The 24416-nt window shown below is 72.8% G+C and carries 25 protein-coding genes; 8 read left to right on the top strand and 17 right to left on the bottom strand.

Features of this window, described 5'->3' with window-relative positions; all coding sequences use genetic code 11:
• Nucleotides 1–3534: a DNA polymerase III subunit alpha gene (dnaE, locus tag OG799_RS05240; RefSeq protein WP_406043626.1), complete on the bottom strand. Its 3534-nt coding sequence runs from the start codon at nt 3532–3534 to the stop codon at nt 1–3.
• A 237-nt stretch (nt 3535–3771) separates the two neighbouring features.
• Between dnaE and OG799_RS05235 the strand changes: the two genes are divergently transcribed.
• Nucleotides 3772–4317, top strand: coding sequence for an RNA polymerase sigma factor (locus tag OG799_RS05235; protein WP_406043624.1), 546 nt, complete (start codon nt 3772–3774; stop codon nt 4315–4317).
• A gap of 78 nt (nt 4318–4395) precedes the next feature.
• Nucleotides 4396–4905, top strand: a complete 510-nt coding sequence (locus tag OG799_RS05230) for a hypothetical protein (protein ID WP_406043622.1) — start codon at nt 4396–4398, stop codon at nt 4903–4905.
• A gap of 11 nt (nt 4906–4916) precedes the next feature.
• Here the strand turns inward: OG799_RS05230 and OG799_RS05225 are convergent, their stop codons facing one another.
• Nucleotides 4917–6278, bottom strand: coding sequence for a serine/threonine-protein kinase (locus tag OG799_RS05225; protein ID WP_406043620.1), 1362 nt, complete (start codon nt 6276–6278; stop codon nt 4917–4919).
• Nucleotides 6279–6431: 153 nt separating this feature from the next.
• On the opposite strand from OG799_RS05225, the gene OG799_RS05220 reads away from it, so the two are divergent.
• Complete coding sequence (locus tag OG799_RS05220; RefSeq protein ID WP_406043618.1) at nt 6432–6773, top strand: PadR family transcriptional regulator; 342 nt, start codon at nt 6432–6434, stop codon at nt 6771–6773.
• A complete protein-coding gene (locus OG799_RS05215) occupies nt 6770–7720 on the top strand; it encodes a permease prefix domain 1-containing protein (protein ID WP_406043616.1) in 951 nt (316 codons plus the stop codon). The genes OG799_RS05220 and OG799_RS05215 overlap by 4 nt, the downstream gene beginning before the upstream one ends.
• 48 nt (nt 7721–7768) lie before the next feature.
• Here the strand turns inward: OG799_RS05215 and OG799_RS05210 are convergent, their stop codons facing one another.
• Nucleotides 7769–8449, bottom strand: coding sequence for a TetR/AcrR family transcriptional regulator C-terminal domain-containing protein (locus OG799_RS05210; protein ID WP_406043614.1), 681 nt, complete (start codon nt 8447–8449; stop codon nt 7769–7771).
• Nucleotides 8450–8497: 48 nt separating this feature from the next.
• Between OG799_RS05210 and OG799_RS05205 the strand changes: the two genes are divergently transcribed.
• Nucleotides 8498–9496, top strand: coding sequence for a hypothetical protein (locus OG799_RS05205; protein ID WP_406043612.1), 999 nt, complete (start codon nt 8498–8500; stop codon nt 9494–9496).
• Between the two features lie 417 nt (nt 9497–9913).
• Here OG799_RS05205 and OG799_RS05200 read toward each other — a convergent pair whose 3' ends face one another.
• From OG799_RS05200 to pgsA, 10 genes are all read right to left on the bottom strand, one after another.
• Nucleotides 9914–10528: a DUF402 domain-containing protein gene (locus OG799_RS05200; protein ID WP_406043610.1), complete on the bottom strand. Its 615-nt coding sequence runs from the start codon at nt 10526–10528 to the stop codon at nt 9914–9916.
• The gene (locus tag OG799_RS05195; RefSeq protein WP_406043608.1) at nt 10528–10923 is read right to left on the bottom strand and encodes a PIN domain-containing protein; all 396 of its coding nucleotides are present in this window, start codon (nt 10921–10923) and stop codon (nt 10528–10530) included. The genes OG799_RS05200 and OG799_RS05195 overlap by 1 nt, the downstream gene beginning before the upstream one ends.
• Entirely contained in the window at nt 10920–11132 is a 213-nt protein-coding gene (locus OG799_RS05190; protein ID WP_406043606.1) for a type II toxin-antitoxin system VapB family antitoxin, read from the bottom strand. Before OG799_RS05190 ends, OG799_RS05195 begins: the two co-directional genes overlap by 4 nt.
• Before the next feature lie 64 nt (nt 11133–11196).
• Nucleotides 11197–11946, bottom strand: coding sequence for a YebC/PmpR family DNA-binding transcriptional regulator (locus OG799_RS05185; RefSeq protein WP_406043604.1), 750 nt, complete (start codon nt 11944–11946; stop codon nt 11197–11199).
• A gap of 217 nt (nt 11947–12163) precedes the next feature.
• Entirely contained in the window at nt 12164–12769 is a 606-nt protein-coding gene (gene pdxT / locus OG799_RS05180; protein WP_406043602.1) for a pyridoxal 5'-phosphate synthase glutaminase subunit PdxT, read from the bottom strand.
• 5 nt (nt 12770–12774) lie between these two features.
• Nucleotides 12775–13692 carry a pyridoxal 5'-phosphate synthase lyase subunit PdxS gene (gene pdxS, locus OG799_RS05175; protein WP_406043600.1) on the bottom strand — a complete coding sequence of 306 codons (918 nt, stop codon included), beginning with the start codon at nt 13690–13692 and terminating at the stop codon, nt 12775–12777.
• A gap of 148 nt (nt 13693–13840) precedes the next feature.
• Nucleotides 13841–14344, bottom strand: coding sequence for a hypothetical protein (locus OG799_RS05170; protein ID WP_406043598.1), 504 nt, complete (start codon nt 14342–14344; stop codon nt 13841–13843).
• Between the two features lie 81 nt (nt 14345–14425).
• Nucleotides 14426–15586, bottom strand: a complete 1161-nt coding sequence (locus OG799_RS05165; protein WP_406043596.1) for a glycosyltransferase family 4 protein — start codon at nt 15584–15586, stop codon at nt 14426–14428.
• Nucleotides 15587–15599: 13 nt separating this feature from the next.
• On the bottom strand, nt 15600–16538 hold the full coding sequence (locus OG799_RS05160; protein ID WP_406043594.1) for a phosphatidylinositol mannoside acyltransferase: 939 nt from the start codon (nt 16536–16538) through the stop codon (nt 15600–15602).
• A complete protein-coding gene (gene pgsA, locus OG799_RS05155) occupies nt 16535–17155 on the bottom strand; it encodes a phosphatidylinositol phosphate synthase (protein ID WP_130334181.1) in 621 nt (206 codons plus the stop codon). The genes OG799_RS05160 and pgsA overlap by 4 nt, the downstream gene beginning before the upstream one ends.
• A 253-nt stretch (nt 17156–17408) precedes the next feature.
• Here pgsA and OG799_RS05150 point away from each other — a divergent pair, with 253 nt between their 5' ends.
• Nucleotides 17409–19571: an elongation factor G-like protein EF-G2 gene (locus OG799_RS05150; RefSeq protein ID WP_406043592.1), complete on the top strand. Its 2163-nt coding sequence runs from the start codon at nt 17409–17411 to the stop codon at nt 19569–19571.
• A gap of 39 nt (nt 19572–19610) precedes the next feature.
• Here OG799_RS05150 and OG799_RS05145 read toward each other — a convergent pair whose 3' ends face one another.
• Nucleotides 19611–20318 carry an SDR family NAD(P)-dependent oxidoreductase gene (locus OG799_RS05145; protein WP_406043590.1) on the bottom strand — a complete coding sequence of 236 codons (708 nt, stop codon included), beginning with the start codon at nt 20316–20318 and terminating at the stop codon, nt 19611–19613.
• A gap of 101 nt (nt 20319–20419) precedes the next feature.
• On the opposite strand from OG799_RS05145, the gene OG799_RS05140 reads away from it, so the two are divergent.
• A complete protein-coding gene (locus OG799_RS05140; protein ID WP_406043588.1) occupies nt 20420–21259 on the top strand; it encodes a helix-turn-helix transcriptional regulator in 840 nt (279 codons plus the stop codon).
• Between the two features lie 80 nt (nt 21260–21339).
• Here the strand turns inward: OG799_RS05140 and OG799_RS05135 are convergent, their stop codons facing one another.
• Nucleotides 21340–22398, bottom strand: coding sequence for an aldo/keto reductase (locus OG799_RS05135; protein ID WP_406043586.1), 1059 nt, complete (start codon nt 22396–22398; stop codon nt 21340–21342).
• A gap of 175 nt (nt 22399–22573) precedes the next feature.
• Nucleotides 22574–23209 carry a CG0192-related protein gene (locus OG799_RS05130; protein WP_406043584.1) on the bottom strand — a complete coding sequence of 212 codons (636 nt, stop codon included), beginning with the start codon at nt 23207–23209 and terminating at the stop codon, nt 22574–22576.
• Nucleotides 23210–23297: 88 nt separating this feature from the next.
• Here OG799_RS05130 and OG799_RS05125 point away from each other — a divergent pair, with 88 nt between their 5' ends.
• Nucleotides 23298–23756 carry a hypothetical protein gene (locus OG799_RS05125; RefSeq protein WP_406043582.1) on the top strand — a complete coding sequence of 153 codons (459 nt, stop codon included), beginning with the start codon at nt 23298–23300 and terminating at the stop codon, nt 23754–23756.
• Between the two features lie 67 nt (nt 23757–23823).
• On the opposite strand, the gene OG799_RS05120 is transcribed toward OG799_RS05125, so the two are convergent.
• On the bottom strand, nt 23824–24336 hold the full coding sequence (locus OG799_RS05120; RefSeq protein WP_406046209.1) for an HIT family protein: 513 nt from the start codon (nt 24334–24336) through the stop codon (nt 23824–23826).
• Nucleotides 24337–24416: the final 80 nt, after the last annotated feature.

Below are 24416 nucleotides of genomic sequence, written 5' to 3'. Positions count from 1 at the left end.
TCAGCTGACGTTGGCCGGGCCGAGGACGCTCTTCAGGTCGCCCATCAGCGCGGTGGTGGCGGCGACCCGGAACGGGCCAAGCCGCAGCGTGGTCACCTTGCCGCCGTTGAGCAGCTTGACGTGCACCTCGGTGTCGCCGGGGTGCAGCACCAGGGTCTCCTTGAGCTTCTCCACCAGCGGCGGCGTGCAGCGGTGCACCGGGATGGTCAGGGTGACCGGCTTGTTCGCCGGGTTGCTGCTGATGTCGGGCATGGACATGTCCATCGCCATGATCCGCGGGGTGTCGTCGCGCCGGTCCACCCGGCCCTTGACCACCACGATCGCGTCCTCGGCGATGTACTGCCCGATCACCTCGTAGGTGTTCGGGAAGAACAGCGTCTCCACCCCGCCGGCCAGGTCCTCCAGCGTGGCCGAGGCCCAGGCCCGGCCCTGCTTGGTGACCCGGCGCTGCACGCCGGAGAGGATGCCGGCCAGGGTGACCACCGCACCGTCGGGCACCCCGCCCTCCTCCGCGAGCGCGGCGATCGTGGTGTCGGCCGCCGCGCCGAGGACGTGCTCCAGGCCGAACAGCGGGTGGTCGGAGACGTACAGGCCGAGCATCTCCCGCTCGAAGGCGAGCTTGTCGCGCTTGTCCCACTCCCCCTCGCCGATGGTCGGCATGACCGTGGTGCTGCTGCCGGTGTCCGCCTCGCCGAAGCCGGCGCCGAAGAGGTCGTACTGGCCGACGGCCTCTTTGCGCTTGACGTCGGCGTACGCGTCGATGGCGTCGGCGTGCACGGCGAGCAGGCCCTTGCGCGGGTGGCCGAGCGAGTCGAAGGCGCCGGCCTTGATCAGCGATTCGATGGTCTTCTTGTTGCAGACCACCGCGTCCACCTTGGACAGGAAGTCGTAGAAGTCGGCGTACTCGCCCTTCTCCTCGCGGCACCGCATGATCGAGGCGACCACGTTCGCGCCGACGTTGCGCACCGCGGCCAGGCCGAAGCGGATGTCCTTGCCGACCGGGGTGAACGGCCCGGCGGAGGTGTTCACGTCGGGCGGCAGCACCTGGATGCGCATCCGGCGGCACTCGGACAGATAGAGCGCCATCTTGTCCTTGTCGTCACCGACGGAGGTGAGCAGCCCGGCCATGTACTCGGCCGGGTAGTGGGCCTTGAGGTACGCGGTCCAGTACGAGACCAGCCCGTAGGCGGCCGAGTGCGCCTTGTTGAAGGCGTAGCCGGCGAACGGGACCAGCACGTCCCACACCGCCTGGATCGCCGCGTCGGAGTAGCCGCGCTCGCGGCAGCCGTCCCGGAACGGGATGAACTCCTTGTCGAGGATCTCCTTCTTCTTCTTGCCCATCGCCCGGCGCAGCAGATCCGCCTGCCCGAGGGTGTACCCGGCGAGGATCTGCGCGGCGCGCTGCACCTGCTCCTGGTAGACGATCAGGCCGTAGGTGGGCGCGAGGACCTCCCGCAGCGGCTCCTCCAGCTCCGGGTGGATCGGGGTGATCTCCTGCTGGCCGTTCTTGCGCAGCGCGTAGTTGGTGTGCGAGTCGACGCCCATCGGGCCCGGCCGGTAGAGCGCCAGGACGGCGGAGATGTCCTCGAAGTTGTCCGGCTTCATCAGCCGCAGCAGCGAGCGCATCGGGCCGCCGTCGAGCTGGAACACGCCGAGGGTGTCGCCTCGGGCCAGCAGGTCGTAGGCGGCCGGGTCGTCCAGCGGCAGGGTCAGCAGGTCCAGCTGCTTGCCGTGGTTGAGCTCGATGTTCTTGACCGCGTCGTCGATGATGGTCAGGTTGCGCAGGCCGAGGAAGTCCATCTTCAACAGCCCGAGCGACTCGCAGGTCGGGTAGTCGAACTGGGTGATGATCGCCCCGTCGGCGTCCCGGCGCATCAGCGGGATGTGCTCGATGATCGGCTCGGCGGACATGATGACGCCGGCCGCGTGCACACCCGTCTGCCGGATCAGCCCCTCGATGCCCTTGGCGGTGTCGATCACCTTGCGCACGTCCGGGTCGGACTCGTAGAGGCCGCGGATCTCGCCGGCCTCGGCGTACCGCGGGTGCTTGGGGTCGAAGATGCCGGTGAGCGGGATGTCCTTGCCCATCACCGCCGGGGGCATCGCCTTGGTGATCCGGTCGCCCACCGCGTACGGGTAGCCGAGCACCCGGGCCGAGTCCTTGATCGCGGCCTTCGCCTTGATCGTGCCGAAGGTGGCGATCTGGGCGACCTTGTCCTCACCCCACTTGTCGGTGACATACTTGATCACCTCGCCGCGCCGACGCTCGTCGAAGTCGATGTCGACATCCGGCATGGAGACGCGCTCGGGGTTGAGGAACCGCTCGAAGATCAGGCCGTGCGGGATCGGGTCCAGGTCGGTGATGCCCAGGGCGTACGCGACGAGCGAGCCGGCGGCCGAGCCACGGCCCGGACCGACGGCGATGCCCTGGCTCTTCGCCCACTGGATGAAGTCGGCGACCACGAGGAAGTACGACGGGAAGCCCATCTGGTTGATGACGCCCAGCTCGTACTCCGCCTGGACGACGTGCCCCTCGGGGATGCCGCCGGGGTAGCGGCGGGCCAACCCGGCGAAGGTCTCCTTGCGGAACCAGGACTCCTCGGTCTCCCCCTCCGGCACCGGGAAGCGGGGCATCAGGTTGTGGAACTCGAACATCCCGGTCGGGTCGACCTTCTCGGCCACCAGCAGGGTGTTGCGGCAGCCCTCCAGCCAGATGTCGGAGGAGTCCACGGCGCGCATCTGGTCTGCGGACTTGATGAAGTAGCCGCCGCCCTCGAGGCGGAACCGGTTCGGGTCATCGATGTTGCTGGCGGTCTGCACGCAGAGCAGCACGTCGTGGGCAGTCGCCTGCTCTTCGACGGTGTAGTGCGAGTCGTTGGTGACGACCGGCGGGATGCCAAGCTGGCGGCCGATCTCGACCAGGCCGTCCCGGACCCGGCGCTCGATGTCGAGGCCGTGGTTCATCAGCTCCAGGAAGTAGTTCTCCTTGCCGAAGATGTCCTGGTACGCCGATGCCACCTTGAGTGCCTCGTCGAACTGCCCGAGGCGCAGCCGGGTCTGCACCGCGCCGGAGGGGCAGCCGGTGGTGGCCATGATCCCCTCGGCGTGCTCGGCGATCAGCTCCATGTCCATCCGCGGCCACTTGACGTAGTGGCCCTCCATGGAGGCGCGCGAGTTGAGCGTGAACAGGTTGTGCAAGCCGGTCTTGTTCCGCGCCCACATGGTCTTGTGGGTGATCGCGCCGTTACCGGAGACGTCGTCGCTCTTCTGCTCCGGCCGGCCCCACTTGACCCGCGCCTTGTGGAAGCGCGACTCCGGCGCCACGTACGCCTCGACGCCGAGGATCGGGGTGATGCCGGCGGCCATCGCCTGCTTGTAGAAGTCGTTCGCGCCGTGCATGTTGCCGTGGTCGGTGATCGCCACCGCCGGCATGCCGAGCCGGTTCGCCTCGGCGAAGAGGTCCTTGAGCCGGGCCGCCCCGTCGAGCATCGAGTACTCAGTGTGCACGTGCAGATGCGCGAACGAATCGCCCATGCGTGGCGCCCCCCCGGGTCGGCTTCGTGGGTGGTGAGAAGTCGGTCGGCCCACCCTATCCCCGCCCGGAGAGGCACCTCCAGCAGCCGCGCGGGCAGATCACCGTCAGGGTGGTGTGGATCTCCCGCACCAACCTGCGCGGCCGGTGAGTCGGCTGCCGGACTCGGCCGGGCCGAGGCCGCGGGACCGGTCGTAGCCTGGACGGCACGGCACCTCGGGCGAGCACGGGAGGCAGTCATGCCCCTCGCGGAGGGTATCGACGACCTGGCCAGGTCCGCCGCGCGCGGCGACCCCGGAGCTCTCGACGTGCTGCTGGCGGCCGTCCGCCCGGAGGTGCTGCGGCTCTGCGCCCGCCTGCTGCCCAGCCGAGAGGACGCCGAGGAGGCGTGCCAGGACGCGCTGCTCGCGCTGGCCAGGGGGATCATGCGGTTCGAGGGGCGGTCGTCGTTCCACACCTGGCTGTACCAGCTCACCGCGAACCGGGCCCGGTCGACCTACCGCGTACTGCGCCGGCGCTGGCTGGTCGAGGCCGGCGGCGTGCCGCTGCCCGACCCACCCGATCCGCGGCGGACCAGCGTGGTCGCCGGAACCCGGCTCGACCTGCTCGACGCGCTCGACTCGGTCCGCCCCGAACTCGCCGAGGCGGTGACCCTGCGCGACATCCTCGGCCTGAGCTACCGCGAGATCGCCGCCCTGCTGGACCTGCCGGAGGGGACCGTGAAGTCCCGGATCCACGTGGCCCGCCAGCAGCTCCGCCAACGGCTGGCGGACGACCGGACATGAACCCACGATTCCTCGAACCGAACAGGCCGCGGCGGCGACAGACACGGTGAAGGGCCCGCTCACCGAAGGAGGACCGCCATGAGAAGCAGCATCCCTGGACGCCGGCTCTCGTCCGCGGCCACGGCCGTTGCGCTGATCGCTGTCATCGGGGCGTGCGGGGAGGAACCGGTCTCGCCACTTCCGGTCCAGCCGCCCACCGCGGCGACCGGGGTCACTCCGTCCGGACCATCCGACACGCCGACGACCCCGCGACCCGCTTCGGTCGCCTCCCCGCCGTCCGCGACCGGGGGCATTCCCCGAGCCACGCCGTCGGCGACCGGGGTGCCCGCCTGTCTCGGGGCGATCCGCTACGACCTCAAGGTGGACGAGCAGGAGCTGGCGCTGCTCACGTCGCTCTGCCTGGCCACCGGCGGAGTCCTCCGCATCGAGGGGATCGGACCCGGTCAGGTCACCGTGGACCGGAAGGACCTGGCGTCCACCAGCTACGAGGCGGGAGTCGTGAACGTCCGCTTCCTGCGTCGCGGAACGGTCGCGGTCACGATCCCGCACGGCGGCCGGACGTACACAGTGACGGTGGTGGTGCGGTAGCCCGCGCGGGCCTACCGCACCCGCACCCCGGCGAGCAGCGTGTCGACGAAGTCGGCGCCGCTGCCCGCCGGGGGTGCGATCTGCACGTAGATCAGCCCGCTGCGGCCCGGTCCGAGGCCCGCCGCCTCGACGATTTCCGGCCTGCCGCGCTCGCAGCCGAACCGGGCCACCACCCAGTCGACCCCCGCCTGGCGGGTCCTGCGCACCGGCGCGGCGGCGCAGGTCGCGTGCGGGCGTTCGGCGAGAAAGCCCTCGGGGCCGGTACGCGCGGCGATGCTGGCGGAGAGACCGACGAAGGCACCCGGCAGGCTGGCGTGGGCCGCCCACCGCTGCGGGTCGGGCGACATCACCAGCGCCGGTTCGAGCCGACCGTCGTCGCCGAACTGGCCCGCCCAGCCGGTGCCCGCCGCCCGCCACCCTGCCGGGAGCGCGACGGTGAGCGGCCCGCTCGTCCAGGTGGCACGCGGCCGTTGAACGATCGCGGCGTCGCTGGCCGTACCGGCCAGTCCGACGAGCACCATGGTCGCGGCGACGCCGAGCCGGTGCCGGCGAACGGGCTGCCACCCGGTCGACCGGCCCGCACCGGCGGACCCACCCGTGGACGTCGCCGCCCGCCGCAGTGCCGAACCGAAGGCCGCCGCGTCGGGGTAGCGGTCTGCCGGGCGGGGTGCGGTGGCCCGGCGAAGCACCGCCGCCACCTTCGGCGGAACCTCCTCCCGTAGCCGGCTCGCCGCGCTCGGCCGCGCCACCTCGACGCCGAGAAGTCGGACGCCGAGGCGACCCAGGCCGAACACGTCGGCGCGGGTGTCGACCACCGCGAACGGATCGTCCTGCTCCGGCGCCATGTAGCCGGGGGTGCCCGCCCTGACGGTGAGGCCGGACGCGGCGGCGACCGCCTTGGCCAGCCCCAGATCGGCGATCAGTACCCGTTCGCCGCTGGTGCCCGAGCGGAAGAGGATGTTGCCCGGTGTGAGGTCGCGATGCACGACACCGTGGCGGTGCAGGACCGCGACTCCGGCGGCGATCTCCACCAACAGGTCCAGGGCCGGCGCCAAGGGCATCGGGCCGCGCGCCAGCCGCTCCCGCAGGCTGCCGCCGTCCGCCCAGGCCAACACCGCGTACGGTCGTCCGTCGGGCAGTTCGCCCACGCCGTGCACCGGGACCAGCCGCTGGTGGTCGAGTCGCCGCAACAGCCGGGCCTCGTCCAGGAATCGTTCCCGCACTCGCAGGTCGTGGCTCCAGTTCTCAGCCAGCACCTTGATCGCCACCCGGGAGTCGAGGACCGGGTCGTGGCCCAGCCAGACGGTCGCGAAGGACCCCGTCCCGAGCAGCCGCTCGATGCGGTACGAGCCGATCCGCGCCGGAGTGTCCATCACCTCACCCCCGTCGTCCCCGCTTCGACGGTAGACGGCGGGGGCCGGGAAGCCGACGTACCGATCCGGCCGGCCCGGAGAACCACAGCGGTGTTCGCGGCACGATGATGCAGTGCTGGACATTAGTGTCTGACACACAGTATCGTGTGAGCCATGGTGAGCGAGGAGATCCTGCGGACCCATCTCCAGGAGTTGCGCCGCGGCACGGTGGTGGTGGCGAGCCTGGTCGCCCTGCACCGCCCCGACTACGGCTACGCGCTGCTGCAACGCCTCGCGGCGCACGGCTTCCCGGTGGACGCCAACACGCTCTATCCCCTGCTGCGGCGGCTGGAGGAACAGGGGCTGCTGACCAGCGAGTGGAACACCGAGGAGAGCCGGCCGCGCAAGTTCTACCGCACCAGCGACGAGGGAGAGGCGGTGCTGGCCCGTCTTCTCGACGACCTGGCCGCCGTGCAGACCTCCGTCGCCGGGCTGATTGAAGGAGACGATCGATGAGTTCTCTGACCGACCGCTACCTCGCCGCCACCCTGCGGGCGGTGCCGGCGCCCCGCCGCGCGGAGCTCGCCACCGAGCTGCGCGCTGCCATCGCGGACATGATCGACGACCGGACCGGTGGCGGGCAGGGCGCCGAGGCCGCCGAGCGCGAGGTGCTCACCGAGCTGGGCAACCCGGAGCGGCTCGCCGCCCGGTACGCCGACCGCCCGCTCCAGCTCATCGGCCCCACCTGGTACCTGGTCTGGCAGCGGGTGCTGCGACTTCTGCTGGCCACCGTGCCCGGCGTCGTAGGCGTCGTGATGGGCGTGCTCAAGGCGACCGTCGGCGACGATCCGGGCGCGGCGATCGGCGCGGGCATCACCAGCGCGCTCCAGACCGCGGTGCAGATCGCCTTCTGGGTCACCGTGAGCTTCGCCGTCCTGGAACGGACCGACGTCTCGCTCAAGCTGCCCGCGTGGAGCGTCGACCAGCTACCTGAGGGGGCGGTGGAGCGGGACGTCACGCTGACCGACACCTGCGCGGCCATCGCGATGGTGCTGCTGCTGCTCGCCTTCCTGCCCTGGCAGCACTTCCAGTCCTGGGTCTCCGACACCGACGGCGACCGCATCCCGCTCCTCGACCCGGCGCTGTGGACCTCGTGGCTGCCGTTCCTCATGGCCCTGCTCCTCGCCAGTGTGGCCCTCCAGATCGCGAAGTACCGCTCCGGTCGGTGGACCTGGCGTCTGGTGGCGGCCAACGCGGTCCTCGACCTGGCCTTCGCCGTGCCGGTCGCCTGGCTGCTGCTCACCGACCGGCTGCTCAACCCGGCACTGGTGCGGCGGTTCGAGTGGCTGCGCGACGCCGACCACCTCGACACCGTCGCGAACATCGCGGTCGTGGTCATCGCCGGGACCATCCTGTGGGACCTGGTCGACAGCATCGTGAAGGCTCGGCGCAACGGCGCCTGACGACCTTTCGGCCACCCGGCCCGGCGCACACGGGGGCGCCGGGCCGGGTCAGCCCAGTTTCGCTGCGATGCCGTCCAGGACGATCTCCAGACCGGCGTCGAACGCCTCGGTCGCGTCGAGTTGCCGCCCGGAGGTGAAGAGCCGGGCCAGCGTCGGGTGCCGGCCGTCGCCGACCGCCTGGGCAAGGTAACGCAGCTGCTCCGGGGACGGAACGTGGGCGGTCGCGCCGGCCGGCACCCGGAGCAGCTCCAGGTGCAGCTGGCCGACCAGGTAACCGAGGAAGGCGTCCGCGGTGTGCATCAGCGTCGCCGGGGGCAGGCCGGGCCGGTCCAGGGCGGCGAAGAGGCTTTCGGAGTACGCCAGCCCGTGCGGCCCGTGCGGTGGACGGCTGCCCAGCAGTGGGACGTACCACGGGTGGCGGCGGGCGACGGTCACGGTGGCGGCGGCGAGGGCGCGCAGCCGTGCCCGCCAGTCCCCGACGCCCGGCTCCGGCAGGGCGATTTCCCCGCAGACCGCGTCGGCCATCAGGTCGAGCAGGTCGTCCCGCGAGTCGAGGTGCCGGTAGAGCCGCATCGGGAGCACGCCGAGCCGGCCGGCGACGCCGCGCAGGGTGACCGCGTCCAGCCCGCCGACGTCGGCCAGGGCGCACGCCGCGGCGACGATCGCCGGGCGGTCCAGCGGCGGCTGGTGCCGGCGGGACGGCTCGGGGCGTTCCCAGACCACGGCCATGCGATACAGTGTACCGGTAACGATACGGCGTATCGATAAGGAGTGGCCATGCGGATCTGGGGCGTCGTCTACGACACCGGCGTCGAGCTGCTGCCCGGCCGCCCCTCCCGGCCCGACTTCGACCCGGACCAGGTCCGCGCCGACCTGGGGGTGATCGCCGGCGAGCTGCACGCCACCGCCGTACGCCTCGTCGGGCAGGACCTCGACCGGCTCCGGGTGGCTGCCACGGCCGCCGCCGAGGCCGGCCTCGCGGTCTGGCTCTCCCCCGGCCTGCGGGAGCCCGAACCGTCCGCCGCGCTGGCCCACCTCGAGGCGTGCGCGACCGACGCCGAGCGGCTGCGGGCCGAGGGCGCGGACGTGGTGCTGGTGGCCGGCTGGGAGGCGACGCTCTTCCAGCCCGGCATCGTGTCCGGGGCGACCGCCACCGACCGGATGGCCACCCTGGGCAGCCCACGCCGGCTGCTCGGCAGCACGCTGCGGCACGGGCCGTTCCCCTGGGCCCTCAACCGGCACCTGCGGCGCGCCGCCCGGACCGCCCGGGAGCACTTCGCCGGCCCGGTGACGTACGCGGCGCTCGGCTTCGAGACCGTCGAGTGGGGACCGTTCGACCTGGTGGGCGTCGACCACTACCGCAGCGGGGAGCCGCTGGACGCGTGGGCCGGCGCGATCACCGCCCGGCGCCGCCACGGGTTGCCGGTGGTGCTGACCGAGCTGGGCTGCGCCACCTACGCCGGGGCGGCGGAACGCGGCGCGCTGGCCTGGACGGTGGTCGACCGCGACGCCGACCCGCCCCGGCTGCGCGAGCCCGTCGTCCGGGACGAGGGCGCGCAGGCCGAGGAGGTGGGCACGCTGCTGGACGCGGCGGACGCCGCCGGCGCCGCCGGCGCCTTCGTCTTCACGTACGCGGCGTTCAGCTACCCGCACCGCCCCGACCCGGAGCACGACCTGGACGCCGCCGGCTACGGCCTGGTGGCCGTGCTGCCCGACGGCACCCAACGGCGCAAGGCGGCCTTCGACGCGGTGGCCCGCCGCTTCGCGGCCGGCTGACGCCCCCGCCGGCCAGGCCGTCCCGGCGCGGGGCAGGGCGGGCCCGGCGCGGGGCAGAGCGGGCGCGGGGCAGGGCGGGCCCGGCCCGGCGCGGACGCGGTGGCACTCGCGACGGTGGCACTCAGGCCGGCGCCGAGGCGGGGGCGGCGGGTCCCACCGGACGCTGTGGAGCTGATGTCCTCAACGAATCGGCACCGGGCACCGGCACCGGGTGATTCGTCTGCGACATCAGCTCCACAGCGCCCGCGGCGCACACCCGGCTGGACGGCCGGAGCCGACCGCGCGGACTCCGCACCGGACGACCGCGCCGCCCGGCGGCACCCCCCGCCGTCGCCCGGTCAGGCGTCGACGGCGGCCATCACGTCGTCGGAGACGTCGCGCGAGACCGTTTCACAGCCGAGCATGACGATACGGGCGTCAGCAGGGGACGGTGCCCCAGCCGGCGGGCAGACGCGGGACCGGCCAGGCCGCATCGGGCTTCCAGGATGCCCAGGACTCGTCCCACCAGTGCTGCCCGGCTTCGAGAAGGGCGGCGATCCGGTCACCCTCGGCCTGGATCGCCTCGCCCATCCCGGGGTAGCGACCCTCCTCGAGGCGCTGGGCAAACATCTCCACGTCCTTCCAGACGTAGCGCTCGGCATCGGCCGCCCACCAGAGGTCCAGTTCGTGGTCAAGGGTGTCCACCCCAATCGACGTACGCCGGAACGGGTCCTGGAGGTTGAAGTACCACCCAGCGAACGTACGTTCGGGGCCGGTCCAGAATATGTCGACCGAGTGCGCCTCGCCGGGGCGCTGGAGCATCAGCTTGCCGTGCCCTGACCAGGCGGTGTGGCCGGCAACATGCCAGGGGTGCCGGCCACACGGAAAGCTGCCCCGCTCCGGGAAGCCGAACTCCGCCCCGGGCGGAAGGTAGAGCGCGAGCAGGTCGGCGGAGTCCTCGACGCAGATCGTCGGGCAGCCGAACCAGACCTCGTCGAGCAGAATCTCACGCCGGACGACCACCTCACCCACCGCGAACCGTCCGGGCGTCATCAGCTAATGCGCTCCTGGCTGAACTGAGGAATGATCCTCGCCGCGGTCTCGAAGTCAGCGTCCTGATGCAACACCACGAGTTTCAGGCGGATGGCGGTCGCGACGACCAGGTGGTCTGCGACCGACAACCCTTGGTGGGCGCTCTGTCCCGCCAACTCGTGGCGAACGGCGCGCACGACCTGCCACACGTCGTCGGGAACCGGCACCCACGGGTAGAGATCCCTGAGGTTCTGTTCCACCCGCTCGTACGCCTTCGCGTCGGCAATGCTCAGGGCCTCCACGAGTACCGGCTCACACAGAGCGATGAGCCCACGCTCCGCCAGGTCGAACCACTTTGGTTCGACCTGGCGTCGCACGATCCGGACCAGCGCGCTCGTGTCGACCAGGTACTTCACTGGTCCAACTCGTCGAGCCGATCGAAGTGGAAGCCGCCTTCGTCGGCGATTTCCTGCAGGTTGGCCAACGCCCGATGGCGACGCTCCCGGCTGCTCTCCACCGCCTGTCGGAGGGCGGCCGTCACGGTGTCCTTCTTAGTGGAGGTGCCGAGGGCTGCGGTCGCCTCGGCGAGAAGATCCTCGTCGAGGTCCAACAGCGTCTTCGCCATGGATCACACCTCTCAACTGTCGAGATATCTCGACGAGAAGTGTATATCCAGTTCTGGCTGCCGGTCAGCCGACGGCGTCCATGATTTCGTCGGAGACGTCGAAGTTGGCGTAGACGTTCTGCACGTCGTCGCAGTCCTCCAGCACGTCGATCAGCTTGAAGACCTTGCGCGCGCCGTCGGCGTCCAGCGGCACGTTGACGCTGGGGATGAGGGACGACTCGGCCGACTCGTACTCGATGCCGGCGTCCCGCAGGGCGGTGCGGACCGGGATCAGGTCGGTCGGCTCGGAGACCACCTCGTACGCCTCACCGAGGTCGTTGACCTCCTCGGCGCCCGCGTCGAGGACCGCCATCATCACGTCGTCCTCCGTGGTGCCGGCCTTGGGCACGATCACCACGCCCTTGCGGGAGAACATGTACGACACCGAGCCGGCGTCCGCGAGCGAGCCGCCGTTGCGGGTCAGCGCGGTGCGCACCTCGGTGGCGGCGCGGTTGCGGTTGTCGGTGAGGCACTCGATGAGCATCGCCACGCCGTTCGGGCCGTAGCCCTCGTACATGATCGTCTGCCAGTCGGCGCCGCCGGCCTCCAGGCCGGAGCCCCGCTTGACCGCGCGGTCGATGTTGTCGTTCGGGACCGAGTTCTTCTTGGCCTTCTGGATGGCGTCGTAGAGCGTCGGGTTGCCGGCGGGGTCGCCGCCGCCGGTCCGCGCCGCGACCTCGACGTTCTTGATCAGCTTGGCGAACATCTTGCCGCGCTTGGCGTCGATGACGGCCTTCTTGTGCTTGGTCGTCGCCCACTTTGAGTGGCCGGACATCTCATACCTCCGTCTGTTGACCCACGCCTGCGTCGACTGTCCGCGCCGACTCCACCGCCTGGACCGGCGGCCGGTCAGGTGGAGGGCTGCGGCGGGCGGTGAGCCCTGCCGAACCGCGGCAATCCTACCGAGGTCACTCCCGCCGGTGTCACACGCGCACCGGCCGGGCGTGGAGCGGGCCTCCCTCCCGGTGGGAGGGAGGCCCGGTCGCCACACCTCAGGCGGCGCGGACCAGCTCCACGAAATAGCGGTGCAGCCGCAGGTCACCGGTGAGTTCGGGGTGGAACGAGGTGGCCAGCAGGTTGCCCTGCCGGACCGCGACGATCCGGTCCGCGGCGGGGCCGTCGGTGACCCGGCCCAGCACCTCGACCTGCGATCCCACCCGCTCGACCCAGGGCGCGCGGATGAAGACCGCGTGGAACGGCTCGCCCTCGACCCCGCTGATCTCCACCGGCGCCTCGAACGAGTCGACCTGCCGGCCGAACGCGTTACGCCGCACGGTCATCCCGATGCCGGCGAAGCCGCGCTGGTCGGGCCGGCCGTCGAGCACCTCGTCGGCCAGCATGATCATGCCGGCGCAGGAGCCGTAGACCGGCATGCCGGCGGCGATCCGCTTGTCGATCGGCTCGCGCATCTCGAAGATGTCGGCGAGCTTGCTCATCGTGGTGGACTCGCCCCCGGGGATGACCAGCGCGTCGACCGCGTCCAGCTCGACCGGGCGGCGGACCGGGCGGGCGTCGGCGCCCGCCCCGGCCAGGGCCACCACGTGTTCGCGGACGTCGCCCTGCAGGGCGAGCACCCCGATCCTCGGCCGGTCACCCATCGGCGTCACCAGCCGCGCTCGGCCAGGCGGTGCGGCTGCGGGATCTCGTCGACGTTGATGCCGACCATCGCCTCGCCCAGGCCACGGGAGACCTTGGCCAGCACGTCCGGGTCGTCGTGGAACGTGGTCGCCTTGACGATCGCGGCGGCGCGCTGAGCCGGGTTGCCCGACTTGAAGATGCCGGAGCCGACGAAGACGCCCTCGGCGCCGAGCTGCATCATCATGGCGGCGTCGGCCGGGGTGGCGATGCCGCCCGCGGTGAACAGCACCACCGGCAGCTTGCCGGTCTGGGCGATCTCCTTGACCAGCTCGTACGGCGCCTGGAGCTCCTTGGCGGCGACGAACAGCTCGTCCTCCGGCAGCGACTGCAGCCGACGGATCTCCTGCCGGATCTTGCGCATGTGGGTGGTGGCGTTGGAGACGTCACCGGTGCCTGCCTCGCCCTTGGAGCGGATCATCGCCGCGCCCTCGGTGATCCGGCGCAGCGCCTCACCCAGGTTGGTCGCGCCGCAGACGAAGGGGACGGTGTAGGCCCACTTGTCGATGTGGTTGGCGTAGTCGGCCGGGGTCAGCACCTCGGACTCGTCGATGTAGTCGACGCCGAGCGACTGGAGGATCTGCGCCTCGACGAAGTGGCCGATGCGGACCTTGGCCATCACCGGGATCGAGACGGCCTCGATGATGCCGTCGATCATGTCCGGGTCGCTCATCCGGGACACGCCGCCCTGCGCGCGGATGTCCGCGGGCACGCGCTCCAGCGCCATGACGGCGACCGCGCCGGCGTCCTCGGCGATCTTGGCCTGCTCGGCGGTGACCACGTCCATGATCACGCCGCCCTTGAGCATCTCGGCCATGCCCCGCTTGACGCGGGCGGTGCCGACGACGGGCGTGGCGTTGGCGTTCGGGGAGGTGGATTCGGACACGGGTCATCGCTCCTTGGCGTGCTCGGGGGGTGGCTGCGAAAATGCTACGACGGGGTCAACGCCGGTCCGACAGCCAATCAGACCCACGGTGGCCTGCTCTGTGGCCCGCATCACCCCTGATCATGGCCACTGTGCGCGGCCGCGGCGGTCAGCCGGTGGTGACGTCCGCCGGGACGGCGAGGGTGGGGTCGTCGACGTCGAAGTAGCGCGGCCACAGGTGCCGGCGTCCCATCCGGAACAGGCGTACCAGCGGACGGCTGCGGGCCGACCGGGCGTCCCGGACCAGGTCGGTGTGCACCTGCCGGGCCAGCGCCAACCGCCGGCTGGCCGCGATGACCGCCTCACAGGCCGGGTCGGCCGGGTCCAGTTGGATCGTGCGCAACTGCCGGGTGAGGTCGTTCTCGGCCGCCTCCCGCTCCTCCGGCGGGGCGTCCAGGGCGATCCGGGCGGCCGCGTACAGCTCCACGCCGTACCGCTGCTCGGCCAGGACCGCCGCGGCCGCCGCGCGGCGCAGCAGGTGCGCGTCCAGCGCCCGGGCCGCCGACTCCGCCCGGGCCTGCAACCGCTCGACCCGGCCGGCCGTCCAGACCAGGTACGCCGAGACGAGCCCGACGACCAGGACCGTGCCCACCACCCACCACATGCCCGGCATCGTAGTGCTGCTCCGTTCCCGCCCGGTTCGGCGTGACTGCCGCCGACGCGCTCGTCACATCGGCCCCAGCGGCCCCGCCGCTCAACCCATCCCCACCCACTCCTGGTCGATCACCCGACCGTCGGTGGCTTCGATCGCCGCTGCGTATACCTCCACAACGCGGCGGGCAACCACGGGCCAGTCGAAATTCGCCACCACCTGGTCGCCGCAGGCGGTCAGCACGGCCCGCTGGTCGGCGTCGTCGAGCAGCGCGGCGAGCGCGGCACGCAGCGCGACCGGGTCGCCGGTCGGGAACAACCGGCCGGCCCGCCCGCCGTCGAGCACCCGGCGGAACGCGTCCAGGTCGCTGGCGACCACCGTGGTGCCGGCGGCGAGGGCCTCGGTGAGGATCATCCCGAAGGATTCCCCGCCGGTGTTCGGTGCGACGTAGAGGTGCACGCTGCGCAACATGCGTGCCTTGTCCGCCTCGGAAACCAGGCCGAGGAAGGTGACCCGGTCCCGCAACTCGACGGGGAACTGGTCGTACAGGTCGTCCCGGTCGCCGGGGCCGGCCACCAGCAGCCGCAGCCCGGGCCGGTGCGGGGCGAGCGCGACGAACGCGTCCCGCAGGATCGGGAAGCCCTTGCGGGGCTCGGTGAACCGCCCCAGGAAGCCGAGCGTGCCGCCGGTGCCCGGCCCGCACTCCCCCGGCCAGCCGGGCAGCGGCGGGACCCCGGCGAACTTGGCCACGGTCACCCCGTTCGGGATCTCCACCGCGCCGCCGTCCATGTGCTCGACCTGCACCTTGCGCGCCAGCGCGCTGACCGCGATCCGGGCGGTGATCCGCTCCAACAGGATCTGCAGCACGCCCTGCGCGGCCGACAGCACCCGGGACCGGGTCATCGCGGTGTGGAAGGTGGCCACCACCGGGCCGCGGGCGCACAGCACCGCGAGCATGGACAGGCTGGGCGTCAGCGGCTCGTGCACATGCAGCACGTCGAAGTCGCCCCGGGTGATCCACCGCCGCACCCGGGCGGTGGAGACCGGTCCGAACGCGATCCGGGCCACCGACCCGTTGTACGGCAGCGGCACCGCCCGCCCCGCCGACACCACGTACGGCGGCAGCGGCGAGTCCTCGTCGGCCGGGGCGAACACGCTCACCGCGTGCCCCAGCCCGATCAACGCCTCGGCCAGGTCCATGACGTGGTTCTGCACCCCGCCGGGGACGTCGAAGGAGTACGGGCACACGATGCCGATCCGCATTGCGCCCGCCCCTTCAGCTCGTCCCGGTGGCGGCCGACGGCTGCGCCGCGGCCCCGCCGTCGGTCGCCGCCCGCTGGTCCAGCCACATCCGCTGCAACATGTGCCAGTCTTCCGGATGCCGGGCGATGCCCGCCGCCAGACCGTCGGCAATCCGTTGGGTCAGCATCCGGACCCGCTGGTCCAGCGGCCCGCTGTCCGGATCGGGCAGCTCCAGCGGCCCTTCGAGCGAGGCGCACGCGGTGTCCGCCTCGTACCACAGGGAAGCCACGTAGAGCGGCGCCCCGGTGCGCAGCGCGAGCAGGGCCGGCCCGGCCGGCATCCGGGTCCGGCCGCCGAAGAAGTCGACCTCGACGCCCCGGGCGGACAGGTCCCGGTCGGCCAGCAGCGGCACCACGGCCCCCGCCCGCACCCGGTCCACCAGCACGTCGAACGTCGGTCGGTCACCGCCGCGGGTGGGCAGGATCTCCATGCCCAGGCCCTGCCGGAAGGCCAGGAAGCGCTCGTAGACGCCCTCCGGCTTGAGCCGCTCGGCGACGGTGGTGATCGGCCAGCCGGTGGCCGCCACCCAGGCGCCGGCGGCGTCCCAGTTGCCCGCGTGCGGCAGCGCCACCACCGCTCCCCGGCCGGCCGCCACGTCGGCGGCGAGCTTCTCCTGCCCGTCGAGGCGGAACCCGGCGAGGATCTGCCGGCGGCTCAGCGCCGGCAGCCGGAAGGCCTCCATCCAGTACCGGGCGTACGACCGCAGGCCGCGCCGGACCAGGTCGTCGAGCTCGGCCTCGGGCAGGTCGGGGCCGACCACCCGGCGCAGGTTGGCGCGGAGTCGGGCCGTACCGCCGCCGGGGTTGCGGGCGGCGCGGTCCGCGCCGGCCCGGAAGGCCGCGGCCACCACGGGCCGGGGCAGCGCGCGGACCAGCCGCCAGCCGGCGACGTAGCCGAGCTCGGTGAGGTTCACTCCCGGCCGACCAGCTGGGCCTGCCGGTACACGTGGGCCATCCGCTGCCCCACCGTGAAGATGGAGACGGCGGCCAGCAGCCAGAGCGCGATCTCCAGGGCCAGCGGCACGCCGAGGCCGGTGAGCAGGCCGCCCACCCCGACGATCAGCAGCCGCTCGGTGCGCTCCGCGACGCCCACGTTGGCGGTCATGCCCAGCCCCTCGGCGCGGGCCTTGACGTAGGAGACCAGCCCGCCGGCGGCCAGGCAGATCAGCGCGGCGGCCGTGCCGGCGTGGTCGCCCTGGGTGGCCAGCCAGTACGCGACCGCGCCGAAGACGGCGCTGTCCGCGATCCGGTCCATGCTCGAATCGAGGAACGCGCCGAATCGGGTGGAGCCGCCGCTCATCCGGGCCATCGTCCCGTCGAGCAGATCGGTGAGCGCGAAGACCGTGACAATCAGGGCACCGGCGACCAGGTGCCCACGGGCGCCGAAGCCGAGCGCGCCGACGAGCACGCCGAGGGTGCCGGTCACGGTGACCGCGTTGGGGGACACGCCGGCGCGGAGCAGGCCGCGCGCGACCGGCTCCACGACGCGGGTCATCCCCGCGCGGGCCGTCACTTGGAAGATCTTCGCCATGGCGGTCCCACGATAACGGCCGGCAGCGGTCCGCGATACGGCCGGTCGTGCCGACCCGCGGGCGGGAGGCTTGTGCGGGGTGCGCAACGGGTGTGAGATCGGAAGTGGGAGGTGAGCCAGCTCACCGACCCGCCCGTTGAATACCCGTCGTCCAGGAGACCACCGGAGGATATCGCCGCGGCACCCGCCCGGGCCCGCTTCCCCGTCGCGCGCGGCGGTCGCCACCACCACCGGCTGAGGGAGGTGCGCCGCGATGGCGCAGAAAAATCAGGAGAAGGGTGTCACCGGCGGCGCGCCGGTGGTGACCGAACCCGACAGGGTTCGCAACGTGGTGCTCGTCGGGCACTCCGGCGCCGGCAAGACCACCCTGGTCGAGGCGTTGCTCGCGGCCAGCGGCGCGATCGGCCGGGCCGGCACCGTCACCGACGGCACCACCGTGTGCGACCACGACCCCGCGGCGGTACGCCAGCAGCGCTCGGTGAGCCTGGCCTGCGCCCCGTTGCTGCACCACGACGTCAAGGTCAACCTCCTGGACACCCCCGGCTACGGGGACTTCGTCGGCGAGCTGCGCGCCGGCCTGCGGGCCGCCGACGCGGCGCTGTTCGTGGTCTCCGCCGTCGACGGGATGGACGCGGCCACCGCGGCCCTCTGGGAGGAGTGCGCCGCCGTCGACATGCCGCGCGCCGTCGCGGTGACCCGGTTGGACCACCCGCGCGCCGACTTCGACGAGGCGGTGGCGCTCTGCCAGCGGGTCTTCGGCGACAACGTGCTCCCGCTCCACCTGACGATGCTCGGCGACGACGGGGTGTCCGTGGTCGGCCTGCTCGGGCTGATCACCCGGCGGGTCTTCGACTACACCGCCGGATTACCGGCGGCGGTGCGCGAGCCGGACCCGGAGCACCTGCCGGCGATCGTGGAGTCCCGCAACGAGCTGATCGAGGGGATCATCGCGGAGAGCGAGGACGAGACCCTGATGGACCGCTACCTCGGTGGCGAGGAGATCGACACCGAGGTGCTCATCGCCGACCTGGAGAAGGCGGTCGCCCGGGGTCACTTCTACCCGGTGGTGCCGGTCTGCGCGGAGACCGGCGTCGGGCTGGACGTGCTGCTCGACGGGCTGGTCTCGGCGTTCCCGTCCCCGCTGGAACACGACCTGCCGGCGGTCACCGGGGTGGACGGCTCGCCCCGGTCGCCGCTGGCCTGCGACCCGGACGGCCCGCTGGTCGCCGAGGTGGTCAAGACCACCGTCGACCGGCACGTGGGGCGGGTCTCCCTGGTCCGGGTCTTCTCCGGCACGCTCCGCCCTGACCAGGTGGTGCACGTCTCCGGGCACGGCATGGCCGAGCGCGGGCACCCCGACCACGACGCCGACGAGCGGGTCGGGCACATCTACAGTCCGCTCGGCGCGGCGCTGCGCGAGGTGCCGGTCTGTGTCGCCGGGGACATCTGCGCGCTCACCAAGTCGGGCAGCGCGGAGACCGGCGACACCATCTCCGCCAAGGAGGAGCCGCTGCTCATCGCGCCCTGGGAGATGCCCGAGCCGCTGCTGCCGGTGGCGATCGTGGCGAAGAGCCGGGCCGACGAGGACGCCCTGGCCCGCAACCTGGGCCGGCTGGTCGCCGGCGACCCGACGCTGCGGCTGGAGCGCAACGCCGAGACCCACCAGCTGGTGCTCTGGTGCATGGGCGAGGCGCATGCCGACGTGGTGCTGGACCGGCTGCGCTCCGGCGGCGTCGAGCTGGAGACCGAGCCGGTGCGGGTGGCGCTGCGCGAGACGCTGACCGTCGCCGCGAAGGGCCACGGCCGGCACGTCAAGCAGTCCGGCGGGCACGGCCAGTACGCCGTCTGTGACATCGACGTGGAGCCGCTGCCCCGGGGCGCCGGCTTCGAGTTCGTGGACAAGGTGGTCGGCGGGGCGGTCCCGCACAACTACATCCCGTCCGTGGAGAAGGGCGTCCGGGCGCAGATGGAGCGCGGCCTGGTCGCCGGCTACCCGGTGGTGGACCTGCGGGTGACCCTCTTCGACGGCAAGGCGCACAGCGTCGACTCCTCCGACGCCGCGTTCCAGACCGCCGGCGCCCTGGCGCTGCGGGACGCCGCCGAGAAGGGGCAGCCGGCGCTGCTGGAGCCGGTGGACGAGGTGACCATCCGGGTGCCCGACTCGTCGGTGGGCGCGGTGATGGGTGACCTCTCCGGCCGGCGGGGCCGGGTGCTCGGCACCGAGCCGGACCCGGACGCCGAGGGCCGCACCCTGGTCCGCGCCGAGGTGCCCGCGACGGAGCTGCTGCGCTACGCCGTCGAGCTGCGCTCGATGACCGCCGGCGCGGGCACCTTCCGCCGCGACTTCGCCCGCTACGACCCGATGCCCGCCCACCTGGCCGAGCAGGTCCGCAAGGAACATGCCACCCACCACTGACCCGCCCCTGCCAGCGGCGTCCGTCCGAGGGTCCCCCTCTCACCAGGGAAGGGGACCTTCGGCGTCGAAGTAGCCTCCGGTCGGGCCGTCGGGGCCCACCTGCGCCATCCGGACGATGATCTCGGCGCCCTCCTCGACGGTCTGGGTGCCCGTGTTCCTGTTCAGGTCCGTCGCGGTGTAACCGGGCTCCACCGCGTTGATCCGCAGGTTCGGAAACGCCTTCGCGTACTGCACGGTGATCATGTTGACCGCGGTCTTCGACGCCGGGTAGGCGACCCCCGGGTACGCGTACGTCGGCGTGCCGGCGGCAGTGACCCGGGTCAGCGAGGCCAGGCCGCTGCTGAGATTCACCACGACCGGGGCGGCGGACCGCTGCAGCAGCGGCAGGAAGGCGTTGGTGACGCGCACCACGCCGAAGACGTTCGTCTCGAACACCTGCCGCATCAGGTCGGCGGTCACCTCGGCCGGGCCGATGAAACCGCCGTCCGGCGTGCGCTCTTCGATGCCGGCGTTGTTGATCAGCACGTCCAGTCCACCGTCGGCCTCGATGGCCTGCACCGCGGCGGCGACGGACGCGTCGTCGGTGACGTCGACGCGGACCATTCGCGCGCCGAGCTGCTCGGCGGCCCGGCGGCCCCGTTCGGCGTCCCGGCTGCCGAGGTAGACGGTGTGACCTGCTGCGATGAGCCGGCGGGCGGTCTCGAAACCGAGCCCCTTGTTCGCTCCGGTGATCAATGTTGTCGTCATGCCTCGAAGCTACGGCCGGGCGGTGTGGTTACCGGTGCTCCGGTCATCCTGGGACTGCCGGTACCAGTCAGGCCCACGGCCGGCGGTGCAGCCTGATGGGCATGGCGACGGCGGAGTTCGGGCGGGCGGTGCACCGCTGGCGGGACCGCGCCTCCCCGGAGGCCGCCGGGCTCCCTGCCGGCGGGCGCCGGCGGGCGGCCGGGCTGCGCCGCGAGGAGCTGGCCCTGCTGGCCGGGATCTCCGTCGACTACATCACCCGCCTCGAACAGGGCCGCGCCGCCAACCCGTCGGCGCAGGTCGTCGAAGCTCTGGCCCGGGCCCTGCGGCTGTCGGGAACCGAGCGCGCCCACCTGTTCCAGCTGGCCGGGCTGGCCCCGCCGGGGCCGGAGACGGTACCCGCGTACCTCACCCCCAGCGTCCAGCGAATGCTGGACAGACTGACCGGGACGCCGGTCGCGGTCCACGACGCGTCCTGGACGCTGCTGCTGGCCAATCCGCCGTACGCGGCGTTGATGGGCGATCCGTCCGGATGGCGTGGCAACCAGCGCAACGGCGTGTGGCGACATTTTCTCGGCCCGGGCGGCCGGGTCCGGCACACGCCGGAGTCCCTGCGCGGGTTCGAGGCCGCGCTGGTCGCCGACCTGCGCGCGGCCGCCGGCCGCTACCCGGCCGACCAGCGGCTGCGGCGGCTGGTGGCGGAGTTGCGCGCGAACAGTGCCCGGTTCGCCGAGCTGTGGGACGCCGGCGCCGTCGGCCGCCACGAAGCCGCGCGCAAGACCATCGATCATCCGCAGGTGGGCCCGTTGACGCTGGACTGCGACGTGCTCACCGTGGCGGGCAGCGACCTGCGCATCATGATCTACACGGCCGAGCCCGGCACCGAGGACGCCGAACGCCTGGCCCTGCTCACCGTGCTCGGCACCCAGACCCTCGTCGGTTAGCTGCCCCGAAGCGTCGATCAAGGGGGTCGTCCGCTGAGCCCCTTTCGCGCGGCGCCACAACCCATGATCGCCGCCCCCGGTCAGGGGCGGGCGGCGGGGACGGGGGGCATCGGCCAGTGCGGGCGGTCGGCGTCGCGGAGGGCGGCGGTGCGCAGGGCGGCGAGCTGGCGTTCGACCTCGGCGAAGTGGTCGGGGGCGAGCGGGCCCCAGCGCAGGGTGGCGGCGTTCTCCTCGACCTGGGCGACCGTACGGGCGCCGGGGATCGGGACGGTGCGGTCGCTGCGCGCCCAGATCCAGCCCAGCGCCCCCTGCGCGAGGGTCCGGCCGTCGGCGGTGAGCGCGCCCCGCACGGCGGCCACCCGGCGCAGCCACTCCGGCGCGGGCCGGCCGCTGCGGAACCACTCCAGCCAGGTCGGCGCGGTCCCCCGCACGTCGTCGCGGGGCAACATGGAGTCGGTGCGGTACTTGCCGGTCAGCAGGCCCATCCCGAGCGGCCCCCGGGCGACGCTGGCCAGGTCGTGCTTGTCGCAGACCGTCAGCATGGCCGGCGCGTCCCGCAGCACCGACAGGCCGTGCTGCACGATCGTGGCGCCGGGTGCGAGCTGCCCGAAGGCGGCCGCCCGGTCGGCCCGGTCGGTGCTCCAGCCGTACGCCCGGATCAGCCCGTCGGCGACCAGATCCTCCAGCGTGCCGACCAGCGCCTCGACGCGGGGCACCGGCAGGTCGCCCAGGTGCAGCTGGTAGAGGTCGATCCGGTCGGTGTCCAGCCGGCGCAGCGAGGCGGTCACCGCCCGCCGCAGGTACGCCGGGGAGGCGTCCTCCCCGGTGGCCTCCCGGGTCGCCTCGTCGAAGGTGTAGCCCCACTTGGTGGCGATCACCGTCTCGTCGCGGCGGCCGGCGAGCGCCCGGCCGAGGACCCGCTCGCCGTGTCCGGCCCCGTACGTGTCGGCGGTGTCGAAGAAGGTCACCCCGAGCTCGAGCGCCCGACGGACCGCCCGGACCGACTCCTCGTCGTCCACCGCGCCCCAGCCGAGCGGCCGGCCCGCCTCGGCCCACGGGCCACCGATCGCCCAGCAGCCCATGCCGAGCGCGCTGACCTCGATACCGCTGCGGCCCAACGTCCGCGTGGTGACTGCCATCGCCGAATCTTGCCACCTCCAGCGCGCTGGAAGGCAAGGACGTCACCGGTCGGACATGATCGACCACCCGGTACGGCGGGGTGGCTGCCGGGGTCCACCGGGCACAGCCGGCGGGGAGGGATGGCCGCACCGACGGCACCACCGCGCCGGGCACGGCCGACGGGCGGGGCGCCGCTCAGCGCGGGACGGCGTACGCCAGCGGCAGCGGTGTCGGCTGCCCCGGCCAGGTGCCGGTCAGCATCGCACCGGCCCGTTCCCCGCCGCCGTCGTCGAGGCAGCGCAGGACGACCAGTTCGACGGAGTCCGTCACGATGAGCGCCGGGTCGGCGTCGACCACCCGGCGGGGCGGACCCACGGCGGGCACCGGGGCGTCCCCGGCGCCGCTGCTGGCGATGGTCATGCTCGGCTCACGGTACTTCCGCTCGCCGTCGACCTCGAAGAACTCCTCCGCCTGGCCGGTGCCGGCGAGGACGGCGGCCGCCAGCGCCGCGGCGTAGACCGGGTCGCCGCAGCCGTCGTAGACCCAGCGCGGGCCGAGCACCGAGTGGTCCGTGGTGCCGACCAGCCACCCGTCGGCACCCTCCAGCGGCGCCCCGCGGTAGGTCAACGGGACCTGGTGGACCGACCCGTCACCGGCGCGGACGAGCATGGTCTCGATCCCGACCGCGCCGGCCGGGTCGTCGAACCGGAAGCCCGCCACCCGCACGATGTCGGCGCCGGCCGGCCCGTGAAACCAGCGCCGGCTGGGCAGCCACGCCGCCAGGAGGTCAAGCTTGGTGGGGCGCAGTTCCGCCCGGTGCAGCAACGCCATGCGCGGCATCGTAGACCCACCCCGACCGCGCCGCCCGGCGCGGGTTTGGCGACCGGGGCCGGGAGGCATTACCGCTCGGAGGAGCCCCATGACCGGCACGACGGATCAGATCACCCGGGCGACCGAGGTACGGCCGGCGCCCCGCTGGGTGGCGCCGGTGTTCGCGGTGCTGGCGCTGCTCACCCTGCCGTGGATCGGCTACCTCGCGCTGACGTTGCCCCGGCATGCGGTGACGGTGCACTACCGGGCCGCCTGGGTCGGCTTCGACCTGGGTCTGGTGGCGATGCTGACGCTGACCGCCTGGTACGCCTGGCGCGGCCACCGGCTGGTGGTGCCCGCCGCCGGCGCCACCGCCACCATGCTGCTGGTGGACGCCTGGTTCGACGTCGTCACCACCCCGGGCGGGCCGGACCTGGCGCTGTCCATCCTGCTGGCCGCGCTGGTCGAGCTGCCGCTCGCCGGGGTGTGCATCTGGATCGCCCGGCACGGCGACCGGATGGTGGAGCGGCGGCTGCGGCAGCTCGCCGTCCGCGCCCAGCGGCGCTGAACCGTGCCCCGCCTGCCGACCCGGGTCGGAGCGTCCGCCCGGCGCGGTCAGGACGCCGCCCTCCGGGTCAGGCCGGCCAGGCCTTGGCGAACAGGTCGCGGGTGTCGGCGAGCAGCTGGGGCAGGACCTTGGTCCGGCCGATCACCGGCATGAAGTTGGCGTCGCCGCCCCAGCGCGGCACCACGTGCTGGTGCAGGTGCGCGGCGATGCCGGCGCCGGCCACCCCGCCCTGGTTCATGCCCAGGTTGAACCCGTGCGCGTTGGAGACGTGCCGGACCACCCGCATGGCGTCCTTGGTGAAGGTCGCCAGTTCGGCGGTCTCCGGCGCGTCCAGCTCGGTGTAGTCGGCGACATGCCGGTACGGGCAGACGAGCAGGTGCCCCGGGTTGTACGGGTAGAGGTTGAGCACCGCGAAGACGTGCTGACCCCGGGCGACGACCAGGCTCTCGTCCGGCGGCAGCCCGGGGGCCAGGCAGAACGGGCAGCCGGTCGGCTTCTCGTAGCCGCCCTCGGGCCGGTCCTCCCCCGAGATGTAGGTCATCCGGTGCGGCGTCCAGAGCCGTTCCAGCCCGTCCGCCAGCCCGTTGTCGGTGCCGTTGTCGGTGCCGTTGTCGGTGCCGTTGTCGAAGTGCCGCGCCGCCCCAGTCACACCGCCGATCC

It is taken from the genome of Micromonospora sp. NBC_00898 (assembly GCF_045207895.1).
Lineage (GTDB): Bacteria > Actinomycetota > Actinomycetes > Mycobacteriales > Micromonosporaceae > Micromonospora.
This window is presented reverse-complemented; position numbering and strand designations above follow the sequence as displayed.

Bases quoted from the DNA above. Each gene is read 5' to 3' on its own strand.
- dnaE (WP_406043626.1), bottom strand. From the start codon at position 3,534: ATGGGCGATTCGTTCGCGCATCTGCACGTGCACACTGAGTACTCGATG.
- OG799_RS05235 (WP_406043624.1), top strand. From the start codon at position 3,772: ATGCCCCTCGCGGAGGGTATCGACGACCTGGCCAGGTCCGCCGCGCGC.
- OG799_RS05230 (WP_406043622.1), top strand. From the start codon at position 4,396: ATGAGAAGCAGCATCCCTGGACGCCGGCTCTCGTCCGCGGCCACGGCC.
- OG799_RS05225 (WP_406043620.1), bottom strand. From the start codon at position 6,278: ATGGACACTCCGGCGCGGATCGGCTCGTACCGCATCGAGCGGCTGCTC.
- OG799_RS05220 (WP_406043618.1), top strand. From the start codon at position 6,432: ATGGTGAGCGAGGAGATCCTGCGGACCCATCTCCAGGAGTTGCGCCGC.
- OG799_RS05215 (WP_406043616.1), top strand. From the start codon at position 6,770: ATGAGTTCTCTGACCGACCGCTACCTCGCCGCCACCCTGCGGGCGGTG.
- OG799_RS05210 (WP_406043614.1), bottom strand. From the start codon at position 8,449: ATGGCCGTGGTCTGGGAACGCCCCGAGCCGTCCCGCCGGCACCAGCCG.
- OG799_RS05205 (WP_406043612.1), top strand. From the start codon at position 8,498: ATGCGGATCTGGGGCGTCGTCTACGACACCGGCGTCGAGCTGCTGCCC.
- OG799_RS05200 (WP_406043610.1), bottom strand. From the start codon at position 10,528: ATGACGCCCGGACGGTTCGCGGTGGGTGAGGTGGTCGTCCGGCGTGAG.
- OG799_RS05190 (WP_406043606.1), bottom strand. From the start codon at position 11,132: ATGGCGAAGACGCTGTTGGACCTCGACGAGGATCTTCTCGCCGAGGCG.
- OG799_RS05185 (WP_406043604.1), bottom strand. From the start codon at position 11,946: ATGTCCGGCCACTCAAAGTGGGCGACGACCAAGCACAAGAAGGCCGTC.
- pdxT (WP_406043602.1), bottom strand. From the start codon at position 12,769: ATGGGTGACCGGCCGAGGATCGGGGTGCTCGCCCTGCAGGGCGACGTC.
- OG799_RS05170 (WP_406043598.1), bottom strand. From the start codon at position 14,344: ATGCCGGGCATGTGGTGGGTGGTGGGCACGGTCCTGGTCGTCGGGCTC.
- OG799_RS05165 (WP_406043596.1), bottom strand. From the start codon at position 15,586: ATGCGGATCGGCATCGTGTGCCCGTACTCCTTCGACGTCCCCGGCGGG.
- pgsA (WP_130334181.1), bottom strand. From the start codon at position 17,155: ATGGCGAAGATCTTCCAAGTGACGGCCCGCGCGGGGATGACCCGCGTC.
- OG799_RS05150 (WP_406043592.1), top strand. From the start codon at position 17,409: ATGGCGCAGAAAAATCAGGAGAAGGGTGTCACCGGCGGCGCGCCGGTG.
- OG799_RS05145 (WP_406043590.1), bottom strand. From the start codon at position 20,318: ATGACGACAACATTGATCACCGGAGCGAACAAGGGGCTCGGTTTCGAG.
- OG799_RS05140 (WP_406043588.1), top strand. From the start codon at position 20,420: ATGGCGACGGCGGAGTTCGGGCGGGCGGTGCACCGCTGGCGGGACCGC.
- OG799_RS05135 (WP_406043586.1), bottom strand. From the start codon at position 22,398: ATGGCAGTCACCACGCGGACGTTGGGCCGCAGCGGTATCGAGGTCAGC.
- OG799_RS05130 (WP_406043584.1), bottom strand. From the start codon at position 23,209: ATGGCGTTGCTGCACCGGGCGGAACTGCGCCCCACCAAGCTTGACCTC.
- OG799_RS05125 (WP_406043582.1), top strand. From the start codon at position 23,298: ATGACCGGCACGACGGATCAGATCACCCGGGCGACCGAGGTACGGCCG.